The following is a 20178-nucleotide window of genomic DNA, read 5'->3' on the forward strand; positions in this document are numbered from 1 at the left end:
ATAAATAGTCTGGTAATTATGGCGAGAAGGCCACACCCGTTCCCATACCGAACACGGAAGTTAAGCTTCTCAGCGCCGATGGTAGTTGGGGCAGGCGCCCCTGTGAGAGTAGGACGTTGCCAGGCTGTTTTATAACGTGGAGGATTAGCTCAGCTGGGAGAGCATCTGCCTTACAAGCAGAGGGTCGGCGGTTCGAGCCCGTCATCCTCCACCATGATTTTTTCACAAAGTGAAAATAATCTTCATCATGTGCCGGGGTAGCTCAATTGGTAGAGCAACTGACTTGTAATCAGTAGGTTGGGGGTTCAAGTCCTCTCGCCGGCACCTTTTTTTGAGCATCTGACTTTAGGTAATAAAAGATTAAGAAACAATTTAAAGTTTCGAGCCATTAGCTCAGTTGGTAGAGCATCTGACTTTTAATCAGAGGGTCGAAGGTTCGAATCCTTCATGGCTCACCAAAGTTTTTTGCGTTAGCAAAATAACTTTCAATATGCGGGTGTGGCGGAATTGGCAGACGCACCAGACTTAGGATCTGGCGCCGCAAGGCGTGGGGGTTCGACTCCCTTCACCCGCACCAATTTTTATTCTTAATAAAGATTTATTAAACGCGGAAGTAGTTCAGTGGTAGAACATCACCTTGCCAAGGTGGGGGTCGCGGGTTCGAATCCCGTCTTCCGCTCCAAATATCGCCGGGGTGGCGGAACTGGCAGACGCACAGGACTTAAAATCCTGCGGTAGGTGACTACCGTACCGGTTCGATTCCGGTCCTCGGCACCAAGGTTTTTTACGACAGTAAAATAACCAAGTTTTTTGCTAAGCAAAAAACATTCAAGTAATATGCGCCCGTAGCTCAATTGGATAGAGCATCTGACTACGAATCAGAAGGTTGTAGGTTCGACTCCCGCCGGGCGCATTGTTTTTCTTTCGGGAAGTAGCTCAGCTTGGTAGAGCACTTGGTTTGGGACCAAGGGGTCGCAGGTTCGAATCCTGTCTTCCCGACCATCATCTTTAATTTCATGGGGCCTTAGCTCAGCTGGGAGAGCGCCTGCCTTGCACGCAGGAGGTCAGCGGTTCGATCCCGCTAGGCTCCACCAATAAATTTTTGAAAATAATATGTTGACAAATTGCTATAAGATTTGTTATCATATTAAAGTCGCTAACACGATATTGTATTGATCTTTGAAAACTAAACAAACAAGAACGTCAACAAACAATATTTTTAACTTCTATATGAAGTTAAGCCAACGTAACAAAATGAGCTAATCAACTTTCTTGGAGAGTTTGATCCTGGCTCAGGACGAACGCTGGCGGCGTGCCTAATACATGCAAGTCGAGCGAATCTTTAGGAGCTTGCTCCTAAAGGTTAGCGGCGGACGGGTGAGTAACACGTGGGCAACCTGCCTATAAGACTGGGATAACTTCGGGAAACCGGAGCTAATACTGGATAATCCTTTTCCTCTCATGAGGGAAAGCTGAAAGACGGTTTCGGCTGTCACTTATAGATGGGCCCGCGGCGCATTAGCTAGTTGGTGAGGTAATGGCTCACCAAGGCAACGATGCGTAGCCGACCTGAGAGGGTGATCGGCCACACTGGGACTGAGACACGGCCCAGACTCCTACGGGAGGCAGCAGTAGGGAATCTTCCGCAATGGACGAAAGTCTGACGGAGCAACGCCGCGTGAACGATGAAGGCCTTCGGGTCGTAAAGTTCTGTTGTTAGGGAAGAACAAGTATCGGAGTAACTGCCGGTACCTTGACGGTACCTAACCAGAAAGCCACGGCTAACTACGTGCCAGCAGCCGCGGTAATACGTAGGTGGCAAGCGTTGTCCGGAATTATTGGGCGTAAAGCGCGCGCAGGCGGTCTCTTAAGTCTGATGTGAAAGCCCACGGCTCAACCGTGGAGGGTCATTGGAAACTGGGGGACTTGAGTGCAGAAGAGGAAAGCGGAATTCCACGTGTAGCGGTGAAATGCGTAGAGATGTGGAGGAACACCAGTGGCGAAGGCGGCTTTCTGGTCTGTAACTGACGCTGAGGCGCGAAAGCGTGGGGAGCAAACAGGATTAGATACCCTGGTAGTCCACGCCGTAAACGATGAGTGCTAAGTGTTAGAGGGTTTCCGCCCTTTAGTGCTGCAGCTAACGCATTAAGCACTCCGCCTGGGGAGTACGGCCGCAAGGCTGAAACTCAAAGGAATTGACGGGGGCCCGCACAAGCGGTGGAGCATGTGGTTTAATTCGAAGCAACGCGAAGAACCTTACCAGGTCTTGACATCCTCTGACACTCCTAGAGATAGGACGTTCCCCTTCGGGGGACAGAGTGACAGGTGGTGCATGGTTGTCGTCAGCTCGTGTCGTGAGATGTTGGGTTAAGTCCCGCAACGAGCGCAACCCTTGATCTTAGTTGCCAGCATTCAGTTGGGCACTCTAAGGTGACTGCCGGTGACAAACCGGAGGAAGGTGGGGATGACGTCAAATCATCATGCCCCTTATGACCTGGGCTACACACGTGCTACAATGGGTGGTACAAAGGGCTGCAAAACCGCAAGGTTAAGCGAATCCCATAAAACCACTCTCAGTTCGGATTGTAGGCTGCAACTCGCCTACATGAAGCTGGAATCGCTAGTAATCGCGGATCAGCATGCCGCGGTGAATACGTTCCCGGGCCTTGTACACACCGCCCGTCACACCACGAGAGTTTGTAACACCCGAAGTCGGTGGGGTAACCGCAAGGAGCCAGCCGCCTAAGGTGGGACAGATGATTGGGGTGAAGTCGTAACAAGGTAGCCGTATCGGAAGGTGCGGCTGGATCACCTCCTTTCTAAGGAATATCCTGTCTTAAGTGACAGATAACTGTTGATGTACTCTTGTTTGTTTAGTTTTGAGAGATCAAACTCTCAAAGCTTTTTTTATTCGTTCCTTGAAAACTAGATAATCGTAAGAAGAAGCAATAGTAAAACCAAGTAATTGCCATTTAGCAAGTCGTTTCTTTTTAGTAAGAAACAAAACCTTTCAGGTTAAGTTAGAAAGGGCGCACGGTGAATGCCTTGGCACTAGGAGCCGATGAAGGACGGGACTAACACCGATATGCTTCGGGGAGCTGTAAGTAAGCTTTGATCCGGAGATTTCCGAATGGGGGAACCCACTGTTCGTAATGGAGCAGTATCTTTACCTGAATACATAGGGTATGGAAGGCAGACCCGGGGAACTGAAACATCTAAGTACCCGGAGGAAGAGAAAGCAAACGCGATTCCCTGAGTAGCGGCGAGCGAAACGGGATATAGCCCAAACCAAGAGGCTTGCCTCTTGGGGTTGTAGGACACTCAACATGGAGTTACAAAGGAACGGGGTAGATGAAGCGACCTGGAAAGGTCCGTCAGAGAAGGTAAAAACCCTGTAGTCGAAACTTCGTTCCCTCCTGAGTGGATCCTGAGTACGGCCGGACACGAGAAATCCGGTCGGAAGCTGGGAGGACCATCTCCCAAGGCTAAATACTCCCTAGTGACCGATAGTGAACCAGTACCGTGAGGGAAAGGTGAAAAGCACCCCGGAAGGGGAGTGAAACAGATCCTGAAACCGTGTGCCTACAAGTAGTCAGAGCCCGTTCATGGGTGATGGCGTGCCTTTTGTAGAATGAACCGGCGAGTTACGATTACATGCAAGGTTAAGTTGATAAGACGGAGCCGCAGCGAAAGCGAGTCTGAATAGGGCGTTTTTAGTATGTGGTCGTAGACCCGAAACCAGGTGATCTACCCATGTCCAGGGTGAAGTCCAGGTAACACTGGATGGAGGCCCGAACCCACGCACGTTGAAAAGTGCGGGGATGAGGTGTGGGTAGCGGAGAAATTCCAATCGAACCTGGAGATAGCTGGTTCTCTCCGAAATAGCTTTAGGGCTAGCCTCACGTTGTAAGAGTCTTGGAGGTAGAGCACTGTTTGGACTAGGGGCCCTCATCGGGTTACCGAATTCAGACAAACTCCGAATGCCAAAGACTTATCCGTGGGAGTCAGACTGCGAGTGATAAGATCCGTAGTCAAAAGGGAAACAGCCCAGACCACCAGCTAAGGTCCCCAAGTTTACGTTAAGTGGAAAAGGATGTGGAGTTGCTTAGACAACCAGGATGTTGGCTTAGAAGCAGCCACCATTTAAAGAGTGCGTAATAGCTCACTGGTCGAGTGACTCTGCGCCGAAAATGTACCGGGGCTAAACGTAACACCGAAGCTGTGGATTGACACCATTAGGTGTCAGTGGTAGGAGAGCGTTCTAAGGGCGTTGAAGCTAGACCGTAAGGACTGGTGGAGCGCTTAGAAGTGAGAATGCCGGTATGAGTAGCGAAAGATGGGTGAGAATCCCATCCACCGTATGCCTAAGGTTTCCTGAGGAAGGCTCGTCCTCTCAGGGTTAGTCGGGACCTAAGCCGAGGCCGAAAGGCGTAGGCGATGGACAACAGGTTGATATTCCTGTACCACCTCTTTATCGTTTGAGTGATGGGGGGACGCAGGAGGATAGGGTAAGCGCGCTGTTGGATATGCGCGTCTAAGCAGGTAGGCTGAGAAGTAGGAAAATCCGCTTCTCGTGAAGGCTGAGCTGTGATAGCGAGGGAAATATAGTACCGAAGTTCCTGATTCCACACTGCCAAGAAAAGCCTCTAGCGAGATAAAAGGTGCCCGTACCGCAAACCGACACAGGTAGGCGAGGAGAGAATCCTAAGGTGAGCGAGAGAACTCTCGTTAAGGAACTCGGCAAAATGACCCCGTAACTTCGGGAGAAGGGGTGCTCTTTGGGGTGAATAGCCTCGAAGAGCCGCAGTGAATAGGCCCAGGCGACTGTTTAGCAAAAACACAGGTCTCTGCGAAGCCGCAAGGCGAAGTATAGGGGCTGACGCCTGCCCGGTGCTGGAAGGTTAAGAGGAGGGGTTAGCGCAAGCGAAGCTCTGAATTGAAGCCCCAGTAAACGGCGGCCGTAACTATAACGGTCCTAAGGTAGCGAAATTCCTTGTCGGGTAAGTTCCGACCCGCACGAAAGGCGTAACGATCTGGGCACTGTCTCAACGAGAGACTCGGTGAAATTATAGTACCTGTGAAGATGCAGGTTACCCGCGACAGGACGGAAAGACCCCGTGGAGCTTTACTGTAGCCTGATATTGAATTTTGGTATAGCTTGTACAGGATAGGTAGGAGCCTGAGAAGCCGGAGCGCTAGCTTCGGTGGAGGCGTCGGTGGGATACTACCCTGGCTGTATTGAAATTCTAACCCGCACCCCTTATCGGGGTGGGAGACAGTGTCAGGTGGGCAGTTTGACTGGGGCGGTCGCCTCCTAAAGAGTAACGGAGGCGCCCAAAGGTTCCCTCAGAATGGTTGGAAATCATTCGCAGAGTGTAAAGGCACAAGGGAGCTTGACTGCGAGACCTACAAGTCGAGCAGGGACGAAAGTCGGGCTTAGTGATCCGGTGGTTCCGCATGGAAGGGCCATCGCTCAACGGATAAAAGCTACCCCGGGGATAACAGGCTTATCTCCCCCAAGAGTCCACATCGACGGGGAGGTTTGGCACCTCGATGTCGGCTCATCGCATCCTGGGGCTGTAGTCGGTCCCAAGGGTTGGGCTGTTCGCCCATTAAAGCGGTACGCGAGCTGGGTTCAGAACGTCGTGAGACAGTTCGGTCCCTATCCGTCGTGGGCGCAGGAAATTTGAGAGGAGCTGTCCTTAGTACGAGAGGACCGGGATGGACGCACCGCTGGTGTACCAGTTGTCTTGCCAAAGGCATCGCTGGGTAGCTATGTGCGGACGGGATAAGTGCTGAAAGCATCTAAGCATGAAGCCCCCCTCAAGATGAGATTTCCCATAGCGTCAAGCTAGTAAGAACCCTGAAAGATGATCAGGTTGATAGGTCAGAGGTGGAAGCACGGTGACGTGTGGAGCTGACTGATACTAATCGTTCGAGGACTTAACCATATTTAAAAGGCGAACTTGTTTTACTTTCTTCTTCAAGCATTATCTAGTTTTGAGGGAATGAGAATTTTCTCTAGTTAAATAGTCTGGTAATTATGGCGAGAAGGCCACACCCGTTCCCATACCGAACACGGAAGTTAAGCTTCTCAGCGCCGATGGTAGTTGGGGCAGGCGCCCCTGTGAGAGTAGGACGTTGCCAGGCAAAACGAAGAACAACCTGATTTAGGTTGTTCTTTTTTGCGTTATTTGGGTGAAGGTGATGACAGTATTCATGATGACCAAAAATGTTGAAAAAGAGGAAAAACGGTCACCATGAAGCGTTTCCTGGTGTTTCTCCATCGACCGAACACAGACAGTCCGAGTAGCTTGGGGCGATGAACCAGGCCCCCATCTTACCGAAGCCAAAGAGACCCTGCCGTTTGGGTCGATGAACCAGCCCCTCATCGCCCAAAACTACCAAGAACCACCAGGCACCCCCAGCCTGGCTAAATAAAGAAACCTCCCAACGATATAAAATATTAAAACTTATAGGTTTTGCACATGCGAGATTTGGAGAAAATCATTAGTAACAAGTTATTTGCAACTGCATAAAATTTTCAGTATAATTAATGTCAAATATAGTCAAAGTCAGAAGAGGGGGTGGGAGAATGAGAAACATCTCCGATATAATCGAAAAGTACTTAAAACAAGTCTTAGAAATGAGTGAACAGGAACATGTTGAGATAAAGCGAAGTGAAGTTGCTGATAAATTTCAATGTGTACCCTCGCAAATCAATTATGTCATTAATACCCGCTTTACAATTGAAAGAGGATATATCGTTGAAAGTAAGCGCGGGGGCGGTGGTTACATTCGAATTATGAAGGTACAATCACATGACCTAGCACATTTAATTGAACAATTGCTGTCACTTATACAAACTCGGATGAGCCAATCTAGTGCCGAAGATGTCATACTTAGACTTATTCAAGAGGAGATTATCACAAAACGTGAAGCAAAAATTATGTTAAGTGTCATTGATCGGTCTGTTTTATATATCGATCTTCCATTCCGGGATGAATTAAGAGCAAGAATGTTAAAGGCTATGCTAACAACATTAAAATATAAATAAATATCAGCTTTAAAGAGGTGGAAATATGATTTGCCAAGAGTGTAATCAAAGACCTGCAGCACTCCATTTTACGAAGATTATAAATGGTGAAAAGACTGAAGTGAATCTTTGTGAAAAATGCGCCCAGGAAAAGGGTGATATGTTTATGTTTACTGGAGGTGGATCTGGCTTTACTTTTAATAATCTTCTTGCTGGTTTACTTAATATTGATCCTACGATACAAAAACCAAATCAAGATGCATTTCATAAAGAGGAAGTTCTCCAATGCACTCGCTGTTCGATGACCTTTGCACAATTTGTGAAAATAGGACGATTTGGTTGTGCCCATTGCTACGAAACGTTCAAAGTCCAATTACCACCAGTTTTAAGAAGACTTCACAGTGGAAATTGGTCCCATAGTGGTAAAATACCAAAAAGAATCGGCGGGGGAATCCATCTGCGCAAACAAATTGAAAACCTGAAGGGTGAGCTGAAAGGCTTAATCTCACAGGAAGAGTTTGAAAAGGCAGCCGAAATCCGAGATGAAATACGTAATCTTGAAAGGGATTTAACCGGTAGCCAAGAGGGAGGGGAATAACGTGTCGCTTGAACGCTTTATTAATCAAGCAGTCAGTTCATGGATGAGCGAGGAGGGACCAGATTCAGATATTGTTCTTAGCTCCCGAATACGATTAGCCCGAAACTTTGAGGATTTTAAATTTCCTACAATTTATTCACATGAAGAAGCTAAAACTATCATTTCGAAAATGGAAGAAGTTCTACGTAAATCGGGCTTTACACGTTATGGAGAAATGGAATTACTGAAGATTGATGAATTACAGCCACTCCAAAAAAGGGTACTTGTGGAAAAGCATCTAATAAGTCCCCATCTAGCAGAGGACTCGCCATACGGGGCAGTTCTATTAACCGAAAATGAAGAAGTTAGTATTATGATAAATGAAGAAGATCATATTCGCATACAATGCTTATTTCCTGGCTTGCAATTATCTGAGAGCTTGGAGGCTGCGAATGAGATAGATGATTGGCTTGAAAGTCATATTCAATTTGGATTTGATGAAAAGCATGGCTATTTAACAAGCTGCCCTACGAATGTTGGAACAGGGCTACGTGCATCAGTCATGATGCATTTACCAGGGCTAATATTATCGCAGCAGATTAATCGAATAATCCCAGCAATTAATCAGTTAGGGCTGGTAGTAAGAGGCACCTATGGTGAGGGGAGTGAAGCGCTGGGCAATATTTTTCAAATCTCCAATCAAATTACCCTTGGAAAATCTGAGGAGGATATATGCCGTGATCTTAAGGGTGTTGTCAGTCAGTTAATTTCACAAGAAAGGTCTGCACGAGAGGCATTACGCAAGACTTCAAACATACAATTAGAAGACAGAGTTTTTCGTTCCTTTGGTGTGTTATCGAATAGCCGAATAATTGAAACAAAGGAAGCAGCAAGATGTCTTTCTGATGTTAGACTTGGAATCGATATGGGTTATATTAAAAATTTGCCTAAAAATATATTAAATGAGTTAATGATATTAACACAGCCTGGTTTTCTACAACAGTATGCTGGAGGTCATTTAAGACCTAATGAAAGAGATATTAGACGAGCAGCACTAATTAGAGAACGACTGCAAATGGAGCAAGATAAAAGGTGAGGAGGAAGAGAATATGATGTTCGGCCGTTTTACTGAAAGAGCTCAAAAGGTATTGGCATTAGCACAAGAGGAAGCAATTAGACTGAGTCATAATAATATTGGAACAGAACATATTTTATTGGGTTTAGTTCGCGAGGGTGAAGGAATTGCTGCAAAGGCACTATATGGTCTTGGGTTAGGATCAGATAAAATCCAAAAGGAAGTGGAAACTTTAATTGGAAAAGGCCAGGAAACTTCTCAAACCATTCACTATACACCAAGAGCGAAAAAGGTAATTGAATTATCAATGGACGAGGCACGTAAATTAGGACACTCTTATGTTGGTACAGAGCATATCCTTCTTGGTTTAATTCGTGAAGGGGAAGGGGTAGCTGCAAGAGTGCTAAATAACTTGGGTGTCAGCTTAAATAAAGCGCGCCAGCAAGTTCTGCAGCTTTTAGGCAGCAATGAATCTGGCGGTCATCAAGGTGGCGGTGCTGTGAGTGCTAACACTCCAACACTTGATAGCCTTGCCAGGGACCTAACAGCCATTGCTAGGGAAGGTACTCTAGATCCTGTAATTGGCAGAAGCAAGGAAATTCAACGGGTGATAGAGGTATTGAGCCGTCGAACAAAGAATAACCCTGTATTAATTGGTGAACCTGGTGTGGGTAAAACAGCAATTGCCGAAGGTTTAGCCCAGCAAATTGTTAACAATGAGGTTCCTGAAATTCTTCGTGATAAGCGGGTTATGACTTTAGATATGGGAACAGTGGTAGCGGGGACAAAATACCGTGGTGAGTTTGAAGATCGTTTGAAAAAGGTTATGGATGAAATTCGCCAAGCAGGTAATATTATTCTGTTTATCGATGAACTGCACACCTTAATTGGTGCTGGTGGAGCAGAAGGGGCAATTGATGCATCCAATATTTTAAAACCATCACTTGCCAGAGGGGAACTCCAGTGTATTGGGGCAACAACCCTCGATGAATATCGAAAATATATTGAAAAAGATGCAGCTTTAGAACGTCGTTTCCAGCCTATTCGTGTGGATGAGCCGACTGCTGAAGAATCGGTTCGTATTTTAGAAGGTCTGCGAGACCGTTATGAAGCGCATCACCGTGTTTCCATAACAGATGCTGCAATTGAAGCAGCCGTTAAGCTGTCAGACCGGTATATTTCTGATCGTTTTCTTCCAGATAAGGCTATTGACTTAATCGATGAAGCAGGCTCAAAGGTCCGCCTTCGTTCTTATACTACACCTCCTAACCTAAAAGAATTAGAAGTAAAGCTTGAGGAAGTCCGCAAAGAGAAGGATTCCGCTGTTCAAAGCCAGGAGTTTGAAAAGGCTGCCTCCTTAAGGGATACAGAACAGCGTCTGCGCGAACAGCTTGAGGAGACGAAGAAAGTCTGGAAGGAAAAACAAGGGAAAGAAAATAGTGAAGTCACTGTTGAAGATATTGCGAGTGTAGTTGCAAGTTGGACTGGAATTCCTGTGTCCAAGCTTGCTGAAGCTGAAACTGCGAAATTATTAAATTTAGAAGAGCTGTTACATTCACGTGTTATTGGTCAGGAAGAAGCTGTAGTAGCTGTTTCAAAGGCTGTACGCCGAGCAAGAGCGGGGTTAAAGGACCCTAAACGTCCGATTGGTTCATTTGTCTTCCTTGGACCAACAGGTGTTGGTAAAACGGAATTGGCTCGGGCTCTTGCAGAAGCAATGTTCGGTGATGAAGATGCAATGATTCGCATTGATATGTCTGAATATATGGAGAAGCATTCTACTTCCCGTCTTGTTGGATCTCCCCCTGGATATGTAGGATATGAAGAGGGCGGTCAGTTAACGGAGAAAGTAAGAAGAAAACCCTATTCCGTTATCCTGCTTGATGAAATTGAAAAGGCGCATCCAGATGTATTTAATATCTTATTGCAGGTACTTGAAGATGGACGCTTAACCGATTCGAAGGGCAGAACGGTTGATTTCCGTAATACCGTATTGATTATGACTTCCAATGTTGGTGCAGAAGCGCTAAAACGCAACAAGTATGTTGGATTTAATATTCAAGATGGGGCGCAAGATTACAAGGACATGAAGGGGAAGGTTATGGAAGAATTGAAGAAGGCCTTCCGTCCTGAATTCTTGAACCGAATCGATGAAATCATTGTATTCCATGCCCTTGAGAGAAAGCATCTCGAAGAAATCGTTACTCTTTTGTCTGACCAGTTGGTAAAACGATTAAAGGAGCAACATATTTCTTTAGAATTAACAGATGCAGCGAAGGGGAAAATATCTGTTGAAGGTTACGACCCAGAGTATGGTGCACGTCCACTGAGGAGAGCGATTCAAAAGCATATTGAAGACCGGCTTTCAGAGGAACTGCTAAAAGGTACCTTATTAACGGGTCAACATGTTATAATTGACGTAGAAAATGGTGATTTTATTGTCACTACGAATAAAAAGGCGAGTCTAACTAAATAGGGTTATAGCTTTATTAGTCGCCATAAGGGACAACTAAAAGAGGTACACGTTTTAAGTTCGATCGTGTACCTCTTTTTTTTATAAAAGGTGGGCGCTTGCGCTTTTCATTTAGGAGAGAACAGAAATGGCAAAACGAAAAACGAAGTTTATGTGTCAGGAATGCGGTTATGAGTCTCCAAAATGGTTGGGAAAATGCCCTGGTTGCGGAGAATGGAATAAAATGGTTGAAGAAGTAGAGATAACCGGCGGAAATAGGAGGGGGGCATTTGCTCACTCACAAGGCGGTTCGGCAATTCTATCAAAACCAATGCCGATTACAGCAATTGAAACACTAAGTGAACCGCGAATTCTTACTGAAATGAATGAACTTAATCGGGTCCTTGGCGGTGGAGTGGTCAAGGGCTCGCTAGTATTAATTGGTGGCGACCCTGGTATCGGGAAATCTACCCTTCTATTGCAAGTATCCTCACAGCTTGCAAATAAGGGAAATAAGGTGTTATACATTTCGGGTGAGGAATCATTACATCAAACAAAGCTCAGGGCATCAAGATTAGGAATTTCCTCTGAGAATCTCCTCGTTTATGCTGAGACGAATTTACAAGAAATTAACCAAACTATTGAAAATACAAATCCTGGCTTTGTTATTGTAGATTCCATTCAAACGGTATTCCATCCTGAGGTTACTTCAGCGCCTGGGAGTGTATCACAGGTTCGTGAATGTACCTCTGAATTAATGAGAATTGGAAAGACAAATGGTATTGCCATTTTTATTGTTGGTCATGTAACGAAAGAAGGTTCTATTGCCGGACCAAGATTGCTTGAACATATGGTGGATACCGTGCTTTATTTTGAAGGGGAAAGACATCATACGTATCGAATTTTAAGAGCAGTGAAAAACCGCTTTGGATCAACGAATGAAATGGGAATTTTTGAAATGAAAGAGTTAGGTCTTGAAGAAGTGGCAAATCCGTCGGAAATTTTCCTTGAAGAGAGGTCACAAGGTGCGGCAGGCTCCACCGTTTGCGCCTCTATGGAGGGGACACGTCCTGTCCTAGTTGAAATTCAAGCGCTAATTTCACCAACGAGTTTTGGAAACCCAAGACGAATGGCAACAGGCATTGACCATAACCGAGTCCCCCTTATCATGGCGGTATTGGAAAAGCGGGTGGGGATGCTTTTGCAAAATCAGGATGCTTATTTAAAGGTGGCTGGCGGGGTAAAACTTGATGAGCCTGCCATTGACTTAGCTATTGCTGTGAGTATCGCCTCTAGCTTCCGTGATAAACCGACGAAAGCTACAGATTGCATTATTGGTGAAGTGGGCCTTACAGGTGAAGTAAGGCGTGTCTCAAGGATTGAACAACGTGTCCAAGAAGCAGCTAAGCTTGGCTTTGAGCGAGTCATCTTACCGGCTAATAATCTGGGTGGCTGGAAAAGTCCAAGAGGAATCGAGTTAATTGGCGTTTCAACCGTAAGTGAAGCCTTGAAGGCGGCGTTTGGAGGTTAACAAATGGAGAATAAAAAGCTTGGTGAACAATCCGTGAGAGAGGTATTGCAGTTTATTGCGCCAGGTACGCCAATACGCGAAGGTATTGATAATGTCCTGAGGGCAAATACGGGTGGGCTTATTGTTGTGGGTTATAATGACAAAATGAAAGATATTGTTGATGGAGGTTTCCAAATTAATTGCCCCTTTTCACCCAGCTACCTTTATGAACTGGCAAAAATGGATGGAGCGATTATCTTAAATGAGCTAGGTAATACCATTCTAATTGCCAATGCCCACTTAGCCCCAGATTCTAATATCCAGGCCACCGAAACAGGAATGCGCCATCGTACGGCAGAAAGAGTTGCCCGGCAAACAAAAGCACTTGTCATTGCGATATCGCAAAGAAGGAATGTTATTACCTTGTATCAAGGGAATTTTCGCTATGCCCTTCAAGACATAGGGGTTATTTTGACAAAAGCGAATCAGGCGATTCAAATGCTGGAAAAATATAAGGCCGTTATGGAACAAAGTATTGTGAATCTAAGTCTTCTGGAATTGGAAGAGTCCGTTACTTATAATGATTTATTGCTTGTTCTACACCGCTTTGAAATGGTTTTAAAGATAAAAAACGAATTATTAACCTATTTAAATGAACTGGGTACAGAAGGTCGGCTCATTCGCCTGCAAATGAATGAAATTTTAACAAATTTAGAGAAAGAGACCGCGTTAATTATTAAAGATTACTCTTTTGAAAGGACAATCAATGCTTGGGACGCTCTCAATCGAATGCAGGTATTAACAATTAGTGGGACCATTGAAGATACTATCCTATTGAAAATGTTAGGGTATCAAGGTTATGTCCATTTAGATGAGAATAAGCATCCCCGGGGTTATCGAATCCTTAATAAAATTCCGCGTCTTCCGGCAGTTATTATTGAAAATATCATCACTAATTTTGAAACACTTTCTAAGGTGATGGCTGCTTCAGTAGAAGAACTCGATGATGTTGAAGGGATTGGAGAAGTTCGGGCAAAAAAAATAAAAGAGGGCTTTAATTTGATAAAGGAGCGGTTATATACAGAAAGGCAAATATAAAAATGGTTGCAAACCTAATATTACTATGCTAAAATGACAAATTTTTATATATTTGACAGAGGATTTTTACAATGCTACCCTATGAAGTGAAAAAGCTATTAATCAACAATGTATCGAGAATTATAGACGGCAGAAAAAATAATTAGCAACAAAGGTTTCATTTTTGCGAATATGTTTATAATGAGTAGAGGAGGTGATGGAATGTTAAAACGTATTGTTCAAGCTTGCTTCCTCATAACTGGTGGTACGCTTGGGATATTGTTAATCCCGGAATTGCTAACATTAATCAAAATGGAAGGCATTCCTATAATTAGTAACTCATATGTCACGGCTATTTTAGGTGCAATTATTTTTTATCTTATTACTTTTTGGGCAGTTGATTTTGTACTTGAATTTGTCAAATGGGCGGAAGATTCATTAGTAAAAATCCCTGTCACAGATGTAATTTTTGGAAGTATCGGTTTGATTTTTGGACTGCTTGTTGCCTATTTGATAGGTTTTGCACTTAACGCAGTTCAAGTACCGATCTTAAATGCTGTCGCTCCTATTTTACTGACATTATTATTTGGTTATCTTGGCTTTCAGGTTGGTTTTAAAAAGAGGGATGAGCTGCTGAATCTCTTCAGTCGCGGGAAGAAAAAGACTGACGATGAAGAAATTGATATGGTGGGCAAAAATTCACTTAAGATATTGGATACAAGTGTAATTATTGATGGACGTGTAGCGGATATTTGCCAAACAGGATTTTTGGAAGGGACAATTGTCATTCCGCAGTTTGTACTTGAGGAATTACAGCATATTGCTGACTCCTCTGATGTTCTTAAGCGAAATCGCGGCAGAAGAGGATTGGATATATTAAATCGTATTCAAAAAGAATTGGCCATTAAAGTAGAAATTTACGAGGGCGACTTTGAAGAAATTCAAGAAGTTGATAGTAAGCTTGTTAAATTAGCAAAAGTTACAAACGGAATCCTTGTAACCAATGATTTTAATCTTAATAAAGTTTGTGAATTGCAGAACGTTGCCGTTTTAAATATTAATGATTTGGCGAATGCTGTTAAGCCTGTCGTTTTGCCAGGTGAAGAATTAATGGTCCAAGTCATTAAGGATGGCAAAGAGTATCACCAAGGTGTTGCCTATCTCGATGATGGTACAATGATTGTTGTGGAGGAAGGCAGAGAATATATCGGAAAGAGAATAGAGGTTCTTGTTACCAGTGTATTGCAGACATCCGCTGGAAGAATGATATTTGCTAAACCAAAGCTTTTGGAAAAGGCTTTATAAAAAGCTTAGAGGTATACTTTAAGGATTAGATTGGGGTTTTTTTATGGCTTATCAAGTCATTATTCCAGCTGCTGGTCAGGGGAAAAGAATGGGCGCTGGGAAAAATAAGCTTTTATTAACACTTAATGATATTCCTGTGCTAATCCATTCATTAAAGGTGTTTGAAAATGATGAGTTATGTGATGGAATTATATTAGCTATTCATCCACAGGATGAGGCAGAATTTTATACTTTATTAAAGAAATATAAGATAAGTAAAGTACGGGACTTAGTTCCAGGTGGAAAAGAACGTCAGGATAGCATTTATAATGCATTAAAAACAGTGACTGCTGAGGGAATCATCCTTGTTCATGATGGAGCCCGTCCTTTTATTCGAAAGAAACACATTCATCAGTTAATTGAAACGGCTGAACAGACTGGTGCAGCAATTATTGGTGTACCTGCAAAAGATACGATGAAAACTGTTCGCAATAATTTGGTAGTGGACACTGTCGAACGATCTAGCTTGTGGGCTGTTCAAACCCCACAAGCTTTTCGTATTCCAATCTTGTATAAGGCATATGAACAAGCAGAAAAGGAAAAGTTTATCGGTACAGATGATTCTAGTTTGGTGGAGCGAATTGGTCATCCCGTGGCAATGGTAGAAGGAGACTATGACAATATAAAGTTAACAACACCAGAGGATTTATACTTTGCCGAGGCAATTCTAAATAAGAGGAAAAGGGAGTTTTGAGTATGTATCGTATTGGTCAAGGATTTGATGTACATCAATTAACGGAGGGGCGGCCGCTTATCATCGGTGGTATCACGATACCGTATGAAAAGGGACTTTTAGGCCATTCTGATGCAGATGTCTTACTACATACCGTATCAGATGCTTGTCTTGGAGCGATAGGCGAAGGTGATATTGGTAGGCACTTTCCCGATACAGACCCCAATTTTAAGGATGCAGACTCTGCGAAGTTAATGGAGCATGTCTGGGTGCTAGTGAAGGAAAAAGGGTACGAACTTGTCAATGCCGACTGTACAATTATTGCACAGATGCCGAAGATGGCACCCTATATTGGACAAATGAAGGAACGGATTGCAGAGTTGCTTGAGGCATCTCCTGAACAAATCAATGTTAAAGCAACGACTACCGAAAAGTTAGGATTTGCTGGACGAGGGGAAGGAATTGCCGCTCAAGTGGCTGTTTTGTTGAAAAAGGTTAACAATTAGACTTTATTGCTTATATCGACAATGATAGAATAAATCAGACGAAATAAAACGGGTTGTAATACAGGAGGAACTTTATATATGTCGAATGAGATACGCGTAAGGTATGCACCAAGTCCAACAGGACATTTACATATTGGAAATGCCAGGACTGCGTTATTTAATTATTTATTTGCACGCAGTCAAGGCGGGAAATTTATCATCCGCATCGAGGATACCGATAAAAAGAGGAATATCGCTGGAGGAGAAGAAAGCCAATTAAAATATTTACAATGGCTTGGCATGGATTGGGATGAAGGTGTTGACGTTGGCGGGGAATATGGTCCCTATCGTCAATCCGAGAGAAATGATATTTATCAAACCTATTACAATCAATTGCTTGAAAATGGTCATGCCTATAAATGTTATTGTACAGAAGCGGAGATTGAGGCTGAGCGTGAGGAGCAGACGGAACGAGGAGAAACTCCACAGTATTCAGGAAAATGCCGAAATTTAACGATGGAAGAGAAGGCCATTCTTGAAAGTGAAGGGCGTGAACCGAGTATACGCATCATTGTTCCAGAAGGGAAAACCTATACTTTTGATGACATGGTAAAAGGGAGCGTTTCTTTCGAATCTGAAGGGATGGGCGACTGGGTCATCATTAAAAAGGACGGAACGCCAACTTATAACTTTGCGGTCACAATTGATGATTATTTAATGAAAATCTCACATGTGCTGCGCGGAGATGATCATATTTCAAATACGCCAAAGCAGCTAATGATATATGAAGCATTAGGCTGGCAACCGCCCGTTTTTGGTCATATGACGTTAATTGTCAATGAAAGCCGTAAAAAACTTAGTAAGCGTGATGAATCAATCATTCAATTTATTGAGCAATATGAAGAATTGGGATATCTGCCTGAAGCATTATTTAATTTTATTACATTATTAGGCTGGTCTCCAGGAGGCGAAGAAGAAATCTATTCCAAAGAGGAATTTATTAAGATTTTTGATGCCCACCGTTTATCGAAGTCACCTGCACTATTTGATAAACAAAAGCTTGCTTGGATGAACAATCAATACTTGAAAAAAACAGAAATTGACCGGGTTCTAGAACTCGCCATGCCTCACCTAGTCAAATCAGGAAAGTTAAGTGAAAATATTAGTGAAGATGAACAGCAATGGGCTAAAAGCTTAGTATCGCTATTACAGGAAAAAATGAGCTTTGGTGCTGAAATTGTTGAACTTTCGGATATGTTTTTTAAGGCTGACGCAGAATATGAAGAAGATGCGAAGGAAGTCTTAGCTGGTGAAACGGTACCTGAAGTCTTAAAGGCATTTTTACAGGAACTTGATCAGTTAGAAAGTTTTAAAGCGGATGAGATAAAGGCAGCGATGAAAGCTGTGCAAAAGTCAACAGGACAAAAAGGAAAGAATCTTTTTATGCCGATCCGTGCTGCCGTTTCAGGACAAACACATGGCCCGGACCTGCCTCAAACGATTGAACTTTTAGGAAAATCTAAAGTCCAATTACGAATTCACAAACTTATTGGTTAACATTAAAGCAAAAATATAATATAGTAAGAGAAAGTAAACTTAAAATGTGAAAATGTTGAAGAGGAAAAGTAAAATATGATGCTTTAAAAGAGAAAACCATCGCCGGCTGAAAGTGGTTTAAGTCTCTCATGTTTGAAAATGCACCTCCGAGTCTCTTTTCGAAAGGATGAGTATCCGAGTAGACTGGAGCGGAACCTTCCGTTAACAGGTTAGAGTGAGACTAGTATAAGCCTTTTTAACATAAAAGCTTAGCAGTCTAATCAGAGTGGAACCACGCCAAATGCGTCTCTGTCGTAAAGACAGAGACGTTTTTTTTTATTAATTTAGATGGGGAGGAAAGACATGTTCAAAAAATTTAGAGAAGATATTGAAGTTGTCTTTGAACAAGATCCTGCTGCAAGGAACTATTTAGAAGTAATCCTTACCTACTCTGGTTTGCACGCTATTTGGGCTCATCGAATTGCCCATGCCTTTTTTAAACGGAAATTTTATTTTCTTGCCCGAGCAATTTCACAAATAAGCCGTTTTTTCACAGGAATTGAAATTCACCCTGGAGCCAAAATAGGCAGGAGGTTCTTTATTGACCATGGAATGGGAGTGGTTATTGGTGAAACCTGTGAAATAGGTGATAATGTAACGGTATTTCAAGGTGTAACTCTTGGTGGAACAGGGAAAGAAAGAGGAAAGAGGCATCCAACGATAAAGGATAATGCCTTGATTGCGACTGGCGCAAAGGTTCTGGGGTCAATTACGATTGGAGAAAACTCGAAAATTGGTGCAGGATCTGTTGTGTTAAAGGAAGTTCCGGCAAATTCTACGGTTGTAGGAGTTCCAGGAAGAGTGGTTATTCAAAATGGAAAAAGGATTAACCGTGACTTAAATCATAGTGATCTTCCTGATCCAATAGCTGATCGCTTGAGAGAACTGCAAGAAGAACTAAGTCAACTAAAGCAGGAATTATATGTTGTGAAGGAAGAAAGGAGAGTAAAGTAATGGCGATTCAGCTATATAATACGCTAACACATACGAAGGAAACTTTCGTACCGCTTGAAGAAGGAACAGTAAAAATGTATGTTTGCGGGCCAACAGTCTATAATTATATTCATATAGGAAATGCTCGTCCTGCGATTGTATTTGATACCGTTCGCCGCTATTTAGAATATCGGGGATATAAAGTGAATTATGTATCTAATTTTACTGATGTGGATGACAAATTAATCCGTGCAGCAAATCAGCTTGGGGAGGATGTTCCCACGATCGCGGACCGTTTTATTAATGCCTATTTTGAGGATGTAACCGCACTAGGCTGCAAAAGGGCGGATATCCATCCACGTGTAATGGATAACATGGATATTATTATTGAGTTTATCAGTAAGCTCATTGAAAAAGGTTATGCTTATGAATCTGAAGGTGATGTCTATTACCGGACAAGGAAATTCAGCGAATATGGTAAGCTTTCGCACCAATCGATTGATGAATTGCGGGTGGGAGCACGAATTGATGTCGGAGAAAAGAAACAAGATGACCTCGATTTTGTTTTATGGAAAGCGGCGAAAGAAGGAGAAATCTACTGGGAAAGTCCATGGGGAATCGGCAGACCTGGCTGGCATATTGAATGCTCAGCGATGGCAAAAAAATACCTTGGAGAAACCATTGATATTCATGCAGGCGGTCAAGATTTAACGTTCCCGCATCATGAGAATGAAATCGCCCAGTCAGAAGCACTATCCGGGAAAACATTCGCACGTTACTGGATGCACAATGGTTATATTAATATAGACAATGAAAAAATGTCCAAATCCCTTGGTAACTTCGTTTTAGTGCATGACATTATTAAGAAGCATAATCCACAGGTACTAAGATTCTTTATGCTATCCGTTCATTATCGTAATCCGATTAATTATAGTGAAGAGTTACTAGAAAGTACAAAGGCTGCCTTTGAACGACTAAGAACCTCTTATCAAAACTTACAGCATCGGAAAGAAGCCAGTACAGATTTAACATTAAATAATCAGGAATGGCTAGATAAAATTGCTGGTCACAAAGATGAATTTATTAAAGCGATGGATGATGATTTTAACACGGCGAAAGCCATTTCCGTCCTATTCGATCTTTCCAAACTGGCTAATTACTATTTGTTAGAAAAAAATACAGCCGTAGAAGTAATCGATATGTTTACAAAACATTTTGAGGGCTTATTCGATGTTTTAGGTCTAAGACTAGAACAAGATGAATTGTTAGATGAAGAAATTGATGTGCTAATTGAAAAGCGTATCCAGGCTCGTAAGGACCGCAATTTCCAATTATCTGATCAAATCAGAGATCAACTGAAGGAAATGAAGATCATTTTAGAAGATACACCGCAAGGTACAAGATGGAAAAGGGGCTAGAT

The 20178-nt window shown here is 43.2% G+C and carries 12 protein-coding genes, 9 tRNA genes, 4 rRNA genes and 1 other annotated feature; all 25 genes read left to right on the forward strand.

The genetic code is table 11. The annotated features are described in order from the left end of the window. The first annotated feature begins 8 nt into the window (after positions 1-8). The 25 genes from rrf (NSS81_RS12670) (at position 9) to cysS (ending at position 20176) form a co-directional block, all read left to right on the forward strand. Positions 9-125: ribosomal RNA gene (rrf, locus tag NSS81_RS12670) — 5S ribosomal RNA — on the forward strand. Positions 126-138: 13 nt separating this feature from the next. Beyond that, a tRNA-Val gene (locus NSS81_RS12675) sits at positions 139-214 on the forward strand. Positions 215-251: 37 nt separating this feature from the next. Next, positions 252-324 (forward strand) — tRNA-Thr (locus NSS81_RS12680). Positions 325-382: 58 nt separating this feature from the next. Beyond that, positions 383-458: transfer RNA gene (locus tag NSS81_RS12685), tRNA-Lys, on the forward strand. Between the two features lie 34 nt (positions 459-492). Beyond that, positions 493-577: transfer RNA gene (locus tag NSS81_RS12690), tRNA-Leu, on the forward strand. Positions 578-607: 30 nt separating this feature from the next. Continuing rightward, a tRNA-Gly gene (locus NSS81_RS12695) sits at positions 608-682 on the forward strand. Between the two features lie 6 nt (positions 683-688). After that, positions 689-777, forward strand: a tRNA-Leu gene (locus tag NSS81_RS12700). A 62-nt stretch (positions 778-839) separates the two neighbouring features. Next, positions 840-913, forward strand: a tRNA-Arg gene (locus tag NSS81_RS12705). Positions 914-925: 12 nt separating this feature from the next. Beyond that, positions 926-1002: transfer RNA gene (locus tag NSS81_RS12710), tRNA-Pro, on the forward strand. A gap of 16 nt (positions 1003-1018) precedes the next feature. Then, a tRNA-Ala gene (locus NSS81_RS12715) sits at positions 1019-1094 on the forward strand. 175 nt (positions 1095-1269) lie between these two features. Next, positions 1270-2819, forward strand: a 16S ribosomal RNA gene (locus NSS81_RS12720). Positions 2820-3013: 194 nt separating this feature from the next. Then, positions 3014-5951, forward strand: a 23S ribosomal RNA gene (locus NSS81_RS12725). An 82-nt stretch (positions 5952-6033) separates the two neighbouring features. Next, a 5S ribosomal RNA gene (gene rrf, locus NSS81_RS12730) occupies positions 6034-6150 on the forward strand. Together the 16S, 23S and 5S rRNA genes with 9 tRNA genes alongside form the textbook arrangement of a ribosomal RNA operon. A 445-nt stretch (positions 6151-6595) precedes the next feature. Beyond that, positions 6596-7057 (forward strand): CtsR family transcriptional regulator, encoded by a 462-nt coding sequence (locus NSS81_RS12735; protein ID WP_342433833.1) that lies wholly within the window; start codon positions 6596-6598, stop codon positions 7055-7057. A 25-nt stretch (positions 7058-7082) separates the two neighbouring features. Beyond that, positions 7083-7634, forward strand: a complete 552-nt coding sequence (locus tag NSS81_RS12740) for a UvrB/UvrC motif-containing protein (RefSeq protein WP_342433834.1) — start codon at positions 7083-7085, stop codon at positions 7632-7634. A gap of 1 nt (position 7635) precedes the next feature. After that, the gene (locus tag NSS81_RS12745; RefSeq protein WP_342433835.1) at positions 7636-8709 is read left to right on the forward strand and encodes a protein arginine kinase; all 1074 of its coding nucleotides are present in this window, start codon (positions 7636-7638) and stop codon (positions 8707-8709) included. Positions 8710-8722: 13 nt separating this feature from the next. Next, positions 8723-11164 (forward strand): ATP-dependent protease ATP-binding subunit ClpC, encoded by a 2442-nt coding sequence (gene clpC, locus NSS81_RS12750; RefSeq protein ID WP_342433836.1) that lies wholly within the window; start codon positions 8723-8725, stop codon positions 11162-11164. Positions 11165-11288: 124 nt separating this feature from the next. Continuing rightward, the gene (gene radA / locus NSS81_RS12755) at positions 11289-12671 is read left to right on the forward strand and encodes a DNA repair protein RadA (protein WP_342433837.1); all 1383 of its coding nucleotides are present in this window, start codon (positions 11289-11291) and stop codon (positions 12669-12671) included. 3 nt (positions 12672-12674) lie between these two features. After that, positions 12675-13748, forward strand: coding sequence for a DNA integrity scanning diadenylate cyclase DisA (disA, locus tag NSS81_RS12760; RefSeq protein WP_342433838.1), 1074 nt, complete (start codon positions 12675-12677; stop codon positions 13746-13748). 201 nt (positions 13749-13949) lie between these two features. After that, positions 13950-15032 (forward strand): PIN/TRAM domain-containing protein, encoded by a 1083-nt coding sequence (locus tag NSS81_RS12765; protein WP_342433839.1) that lies wholly within the window; start codon positions 13950-13952, stop codon positions 15030-15032. 43 nt (positions 15033-15075) lie between these two features. Then, positions 15076-15765 carry a 2-C-methyl-D-erythritol 4-phosphate cytidylyltransferase gene (gene ispD / locus NSS81_RS12770; RefSeq protein WP_342433840.1) on the forward strand — a complete coding sequence of 230 codons (690 nt, stop codon included), beginning with the start codon at positions 15076-15078 and terminating at the stop codon, positions 15763-15765. 2 nt (positions 15766-15767) lie between these two features. Next, on the forward strand, positions 15768-16250 hold the full coding sequence (ispF, locus tag NSS81_RS12775; protein ID WP_342433841.1) for a 2-C-methyl-D-erythritol 2,4-cyclodiphosphate synthase: 483 nt from the start codon (positions 15768-15770) through the stop codon (positions 16248-16250). A gap of 78 nt (positions 16251-16328) precedes the next feature. Continuing rightward, positions 16329-17786, forward strand: coding sequence for a glutamate--tRNA ligase (gene gltX / locus NSS81_RS12780; protein WP_342433842.1), 1458 nt, complete (start codon positions 16329-16331; stop codon positions 17784-17786). A 46-nt stretch (positions 17787-17832) separates the two neighbouring features. Then, positions 17833-18079 (forward strand) — a binding site (T-box leader). Between the two features lie 49 nt (positions 18080-18128). After that, positions 18129-18779: a serine O-acetyltransferase gene (cysE, locus tag NSS81_RS12785; protein WP_342433843.1), complete on the forward strand. Its 651-nt coding sequence runs from the start codon at positions 18129-18131 to the stop codon at positions 18777-18779. Next, positions 18779-20176 carry a cysteine--tRNA ligase gene (gene cysS, locus NSS81_RS12790; protein ID WP_342433844.1) on the forward strand — a complete coding sequence of 466 codons (1398 nt, stop codon included), beginning with the start codon at positions 18779-18781 and terminating at the stop codon, positions 20174-20176. Before cysE ends, cysS begins: the two co-directional genes overlap by 1 nt. The last annotated feature ends 2 nt before the right edge of the window (positions 20177-20178 follow it).

Origin of the sequence: Neobacillus sp. FSL H8-0543, assembly GCF_038592905.1 — a bacterium.
GTDB lineage: Bacteria > Bacillota > Bacilli > Bacillales > Cytobacillaceae > Neobacillus.

What these genes read in the sequence shown, in the direction of transcription:
- NSS81_RS12735 (WP_342433833.1), top strand. Translation starts at nt 6,596, where the DNA reads ATGAGAAACATCTCCGATATAATCGAAAAGTACTTAAAACAAGTCTTA.
- NSS81_RS12740 (WP_342433834.1), top strand. Translation starts at nt 7,083, where the DNA reads ATGATTTGCCAAGAGTGTAATCAAAGACCTGCAGCACTCCATTTTACG.
- clpC (WP_342433836.1), top strand. Translation starts at nt 8,723, where the DNA reads ATGATGTTCGGCCGTTTTACTGAAAGAGCTCAAAAGGTATTGGCATTA.
- radA (WP_342433837.1), top strand. Translation starts at nt 11,289, where the DNA reads ATGGCAAAACGAAAAACGAAGTTTATGTGTCAGGAATGCGGTTATGAG.
- disA (WP_342433838.1), top strand. Translation starts at nt 12,675, where the DNA reads ATGGAGAATAAAAAGCTTGGTGAACAATCCGTGAGAGAGGTATTGCAG.
- NSS81_RS12765 (WP_342433839.1), top strand. Translation starts at nt 13,950, where the DNA reads ATGTTAAAACGTATTGTTCAAGCTTGCTTCCTCATAACTGGTGGTACG.
- ispD (WP_342433840.1), top strand. Translation starts at nt 15,076, where the DNA reads ATGGCTTATCAAGTCATTATTCCAGCTGCTGGTCAGGGGAAAAGAATG.
- ispF (WP_342433841.1), top strand. Translation starts at nt 15,768, where the DNA reads ATGTATCGTATTGGTCAAGGATTTGATGTACATCAATTAACGGAGGGG.
- gltX (WP_342433842.1), top strand. Translation starts at nt 16,329, where the DNA reads ATGTCGAATGAGATACGCGTAAGGTATGCACCAAGTCCAACAGGACAT.
- cysE (WP_342433843.1), top strand. Translation starts at nt 18,129, where the DNA reads ATGTTCAAAAAATTTAGAGAAGATATTGAAGTTGTCTTTGAACAAGAT.
- cysS (WP_342433844.1), top strand. Translation starts at nt 18,779, where the DNA reads ATGGCGATTCAGCTATATAATACGCTAACACATACGAAGGAAACTTTC.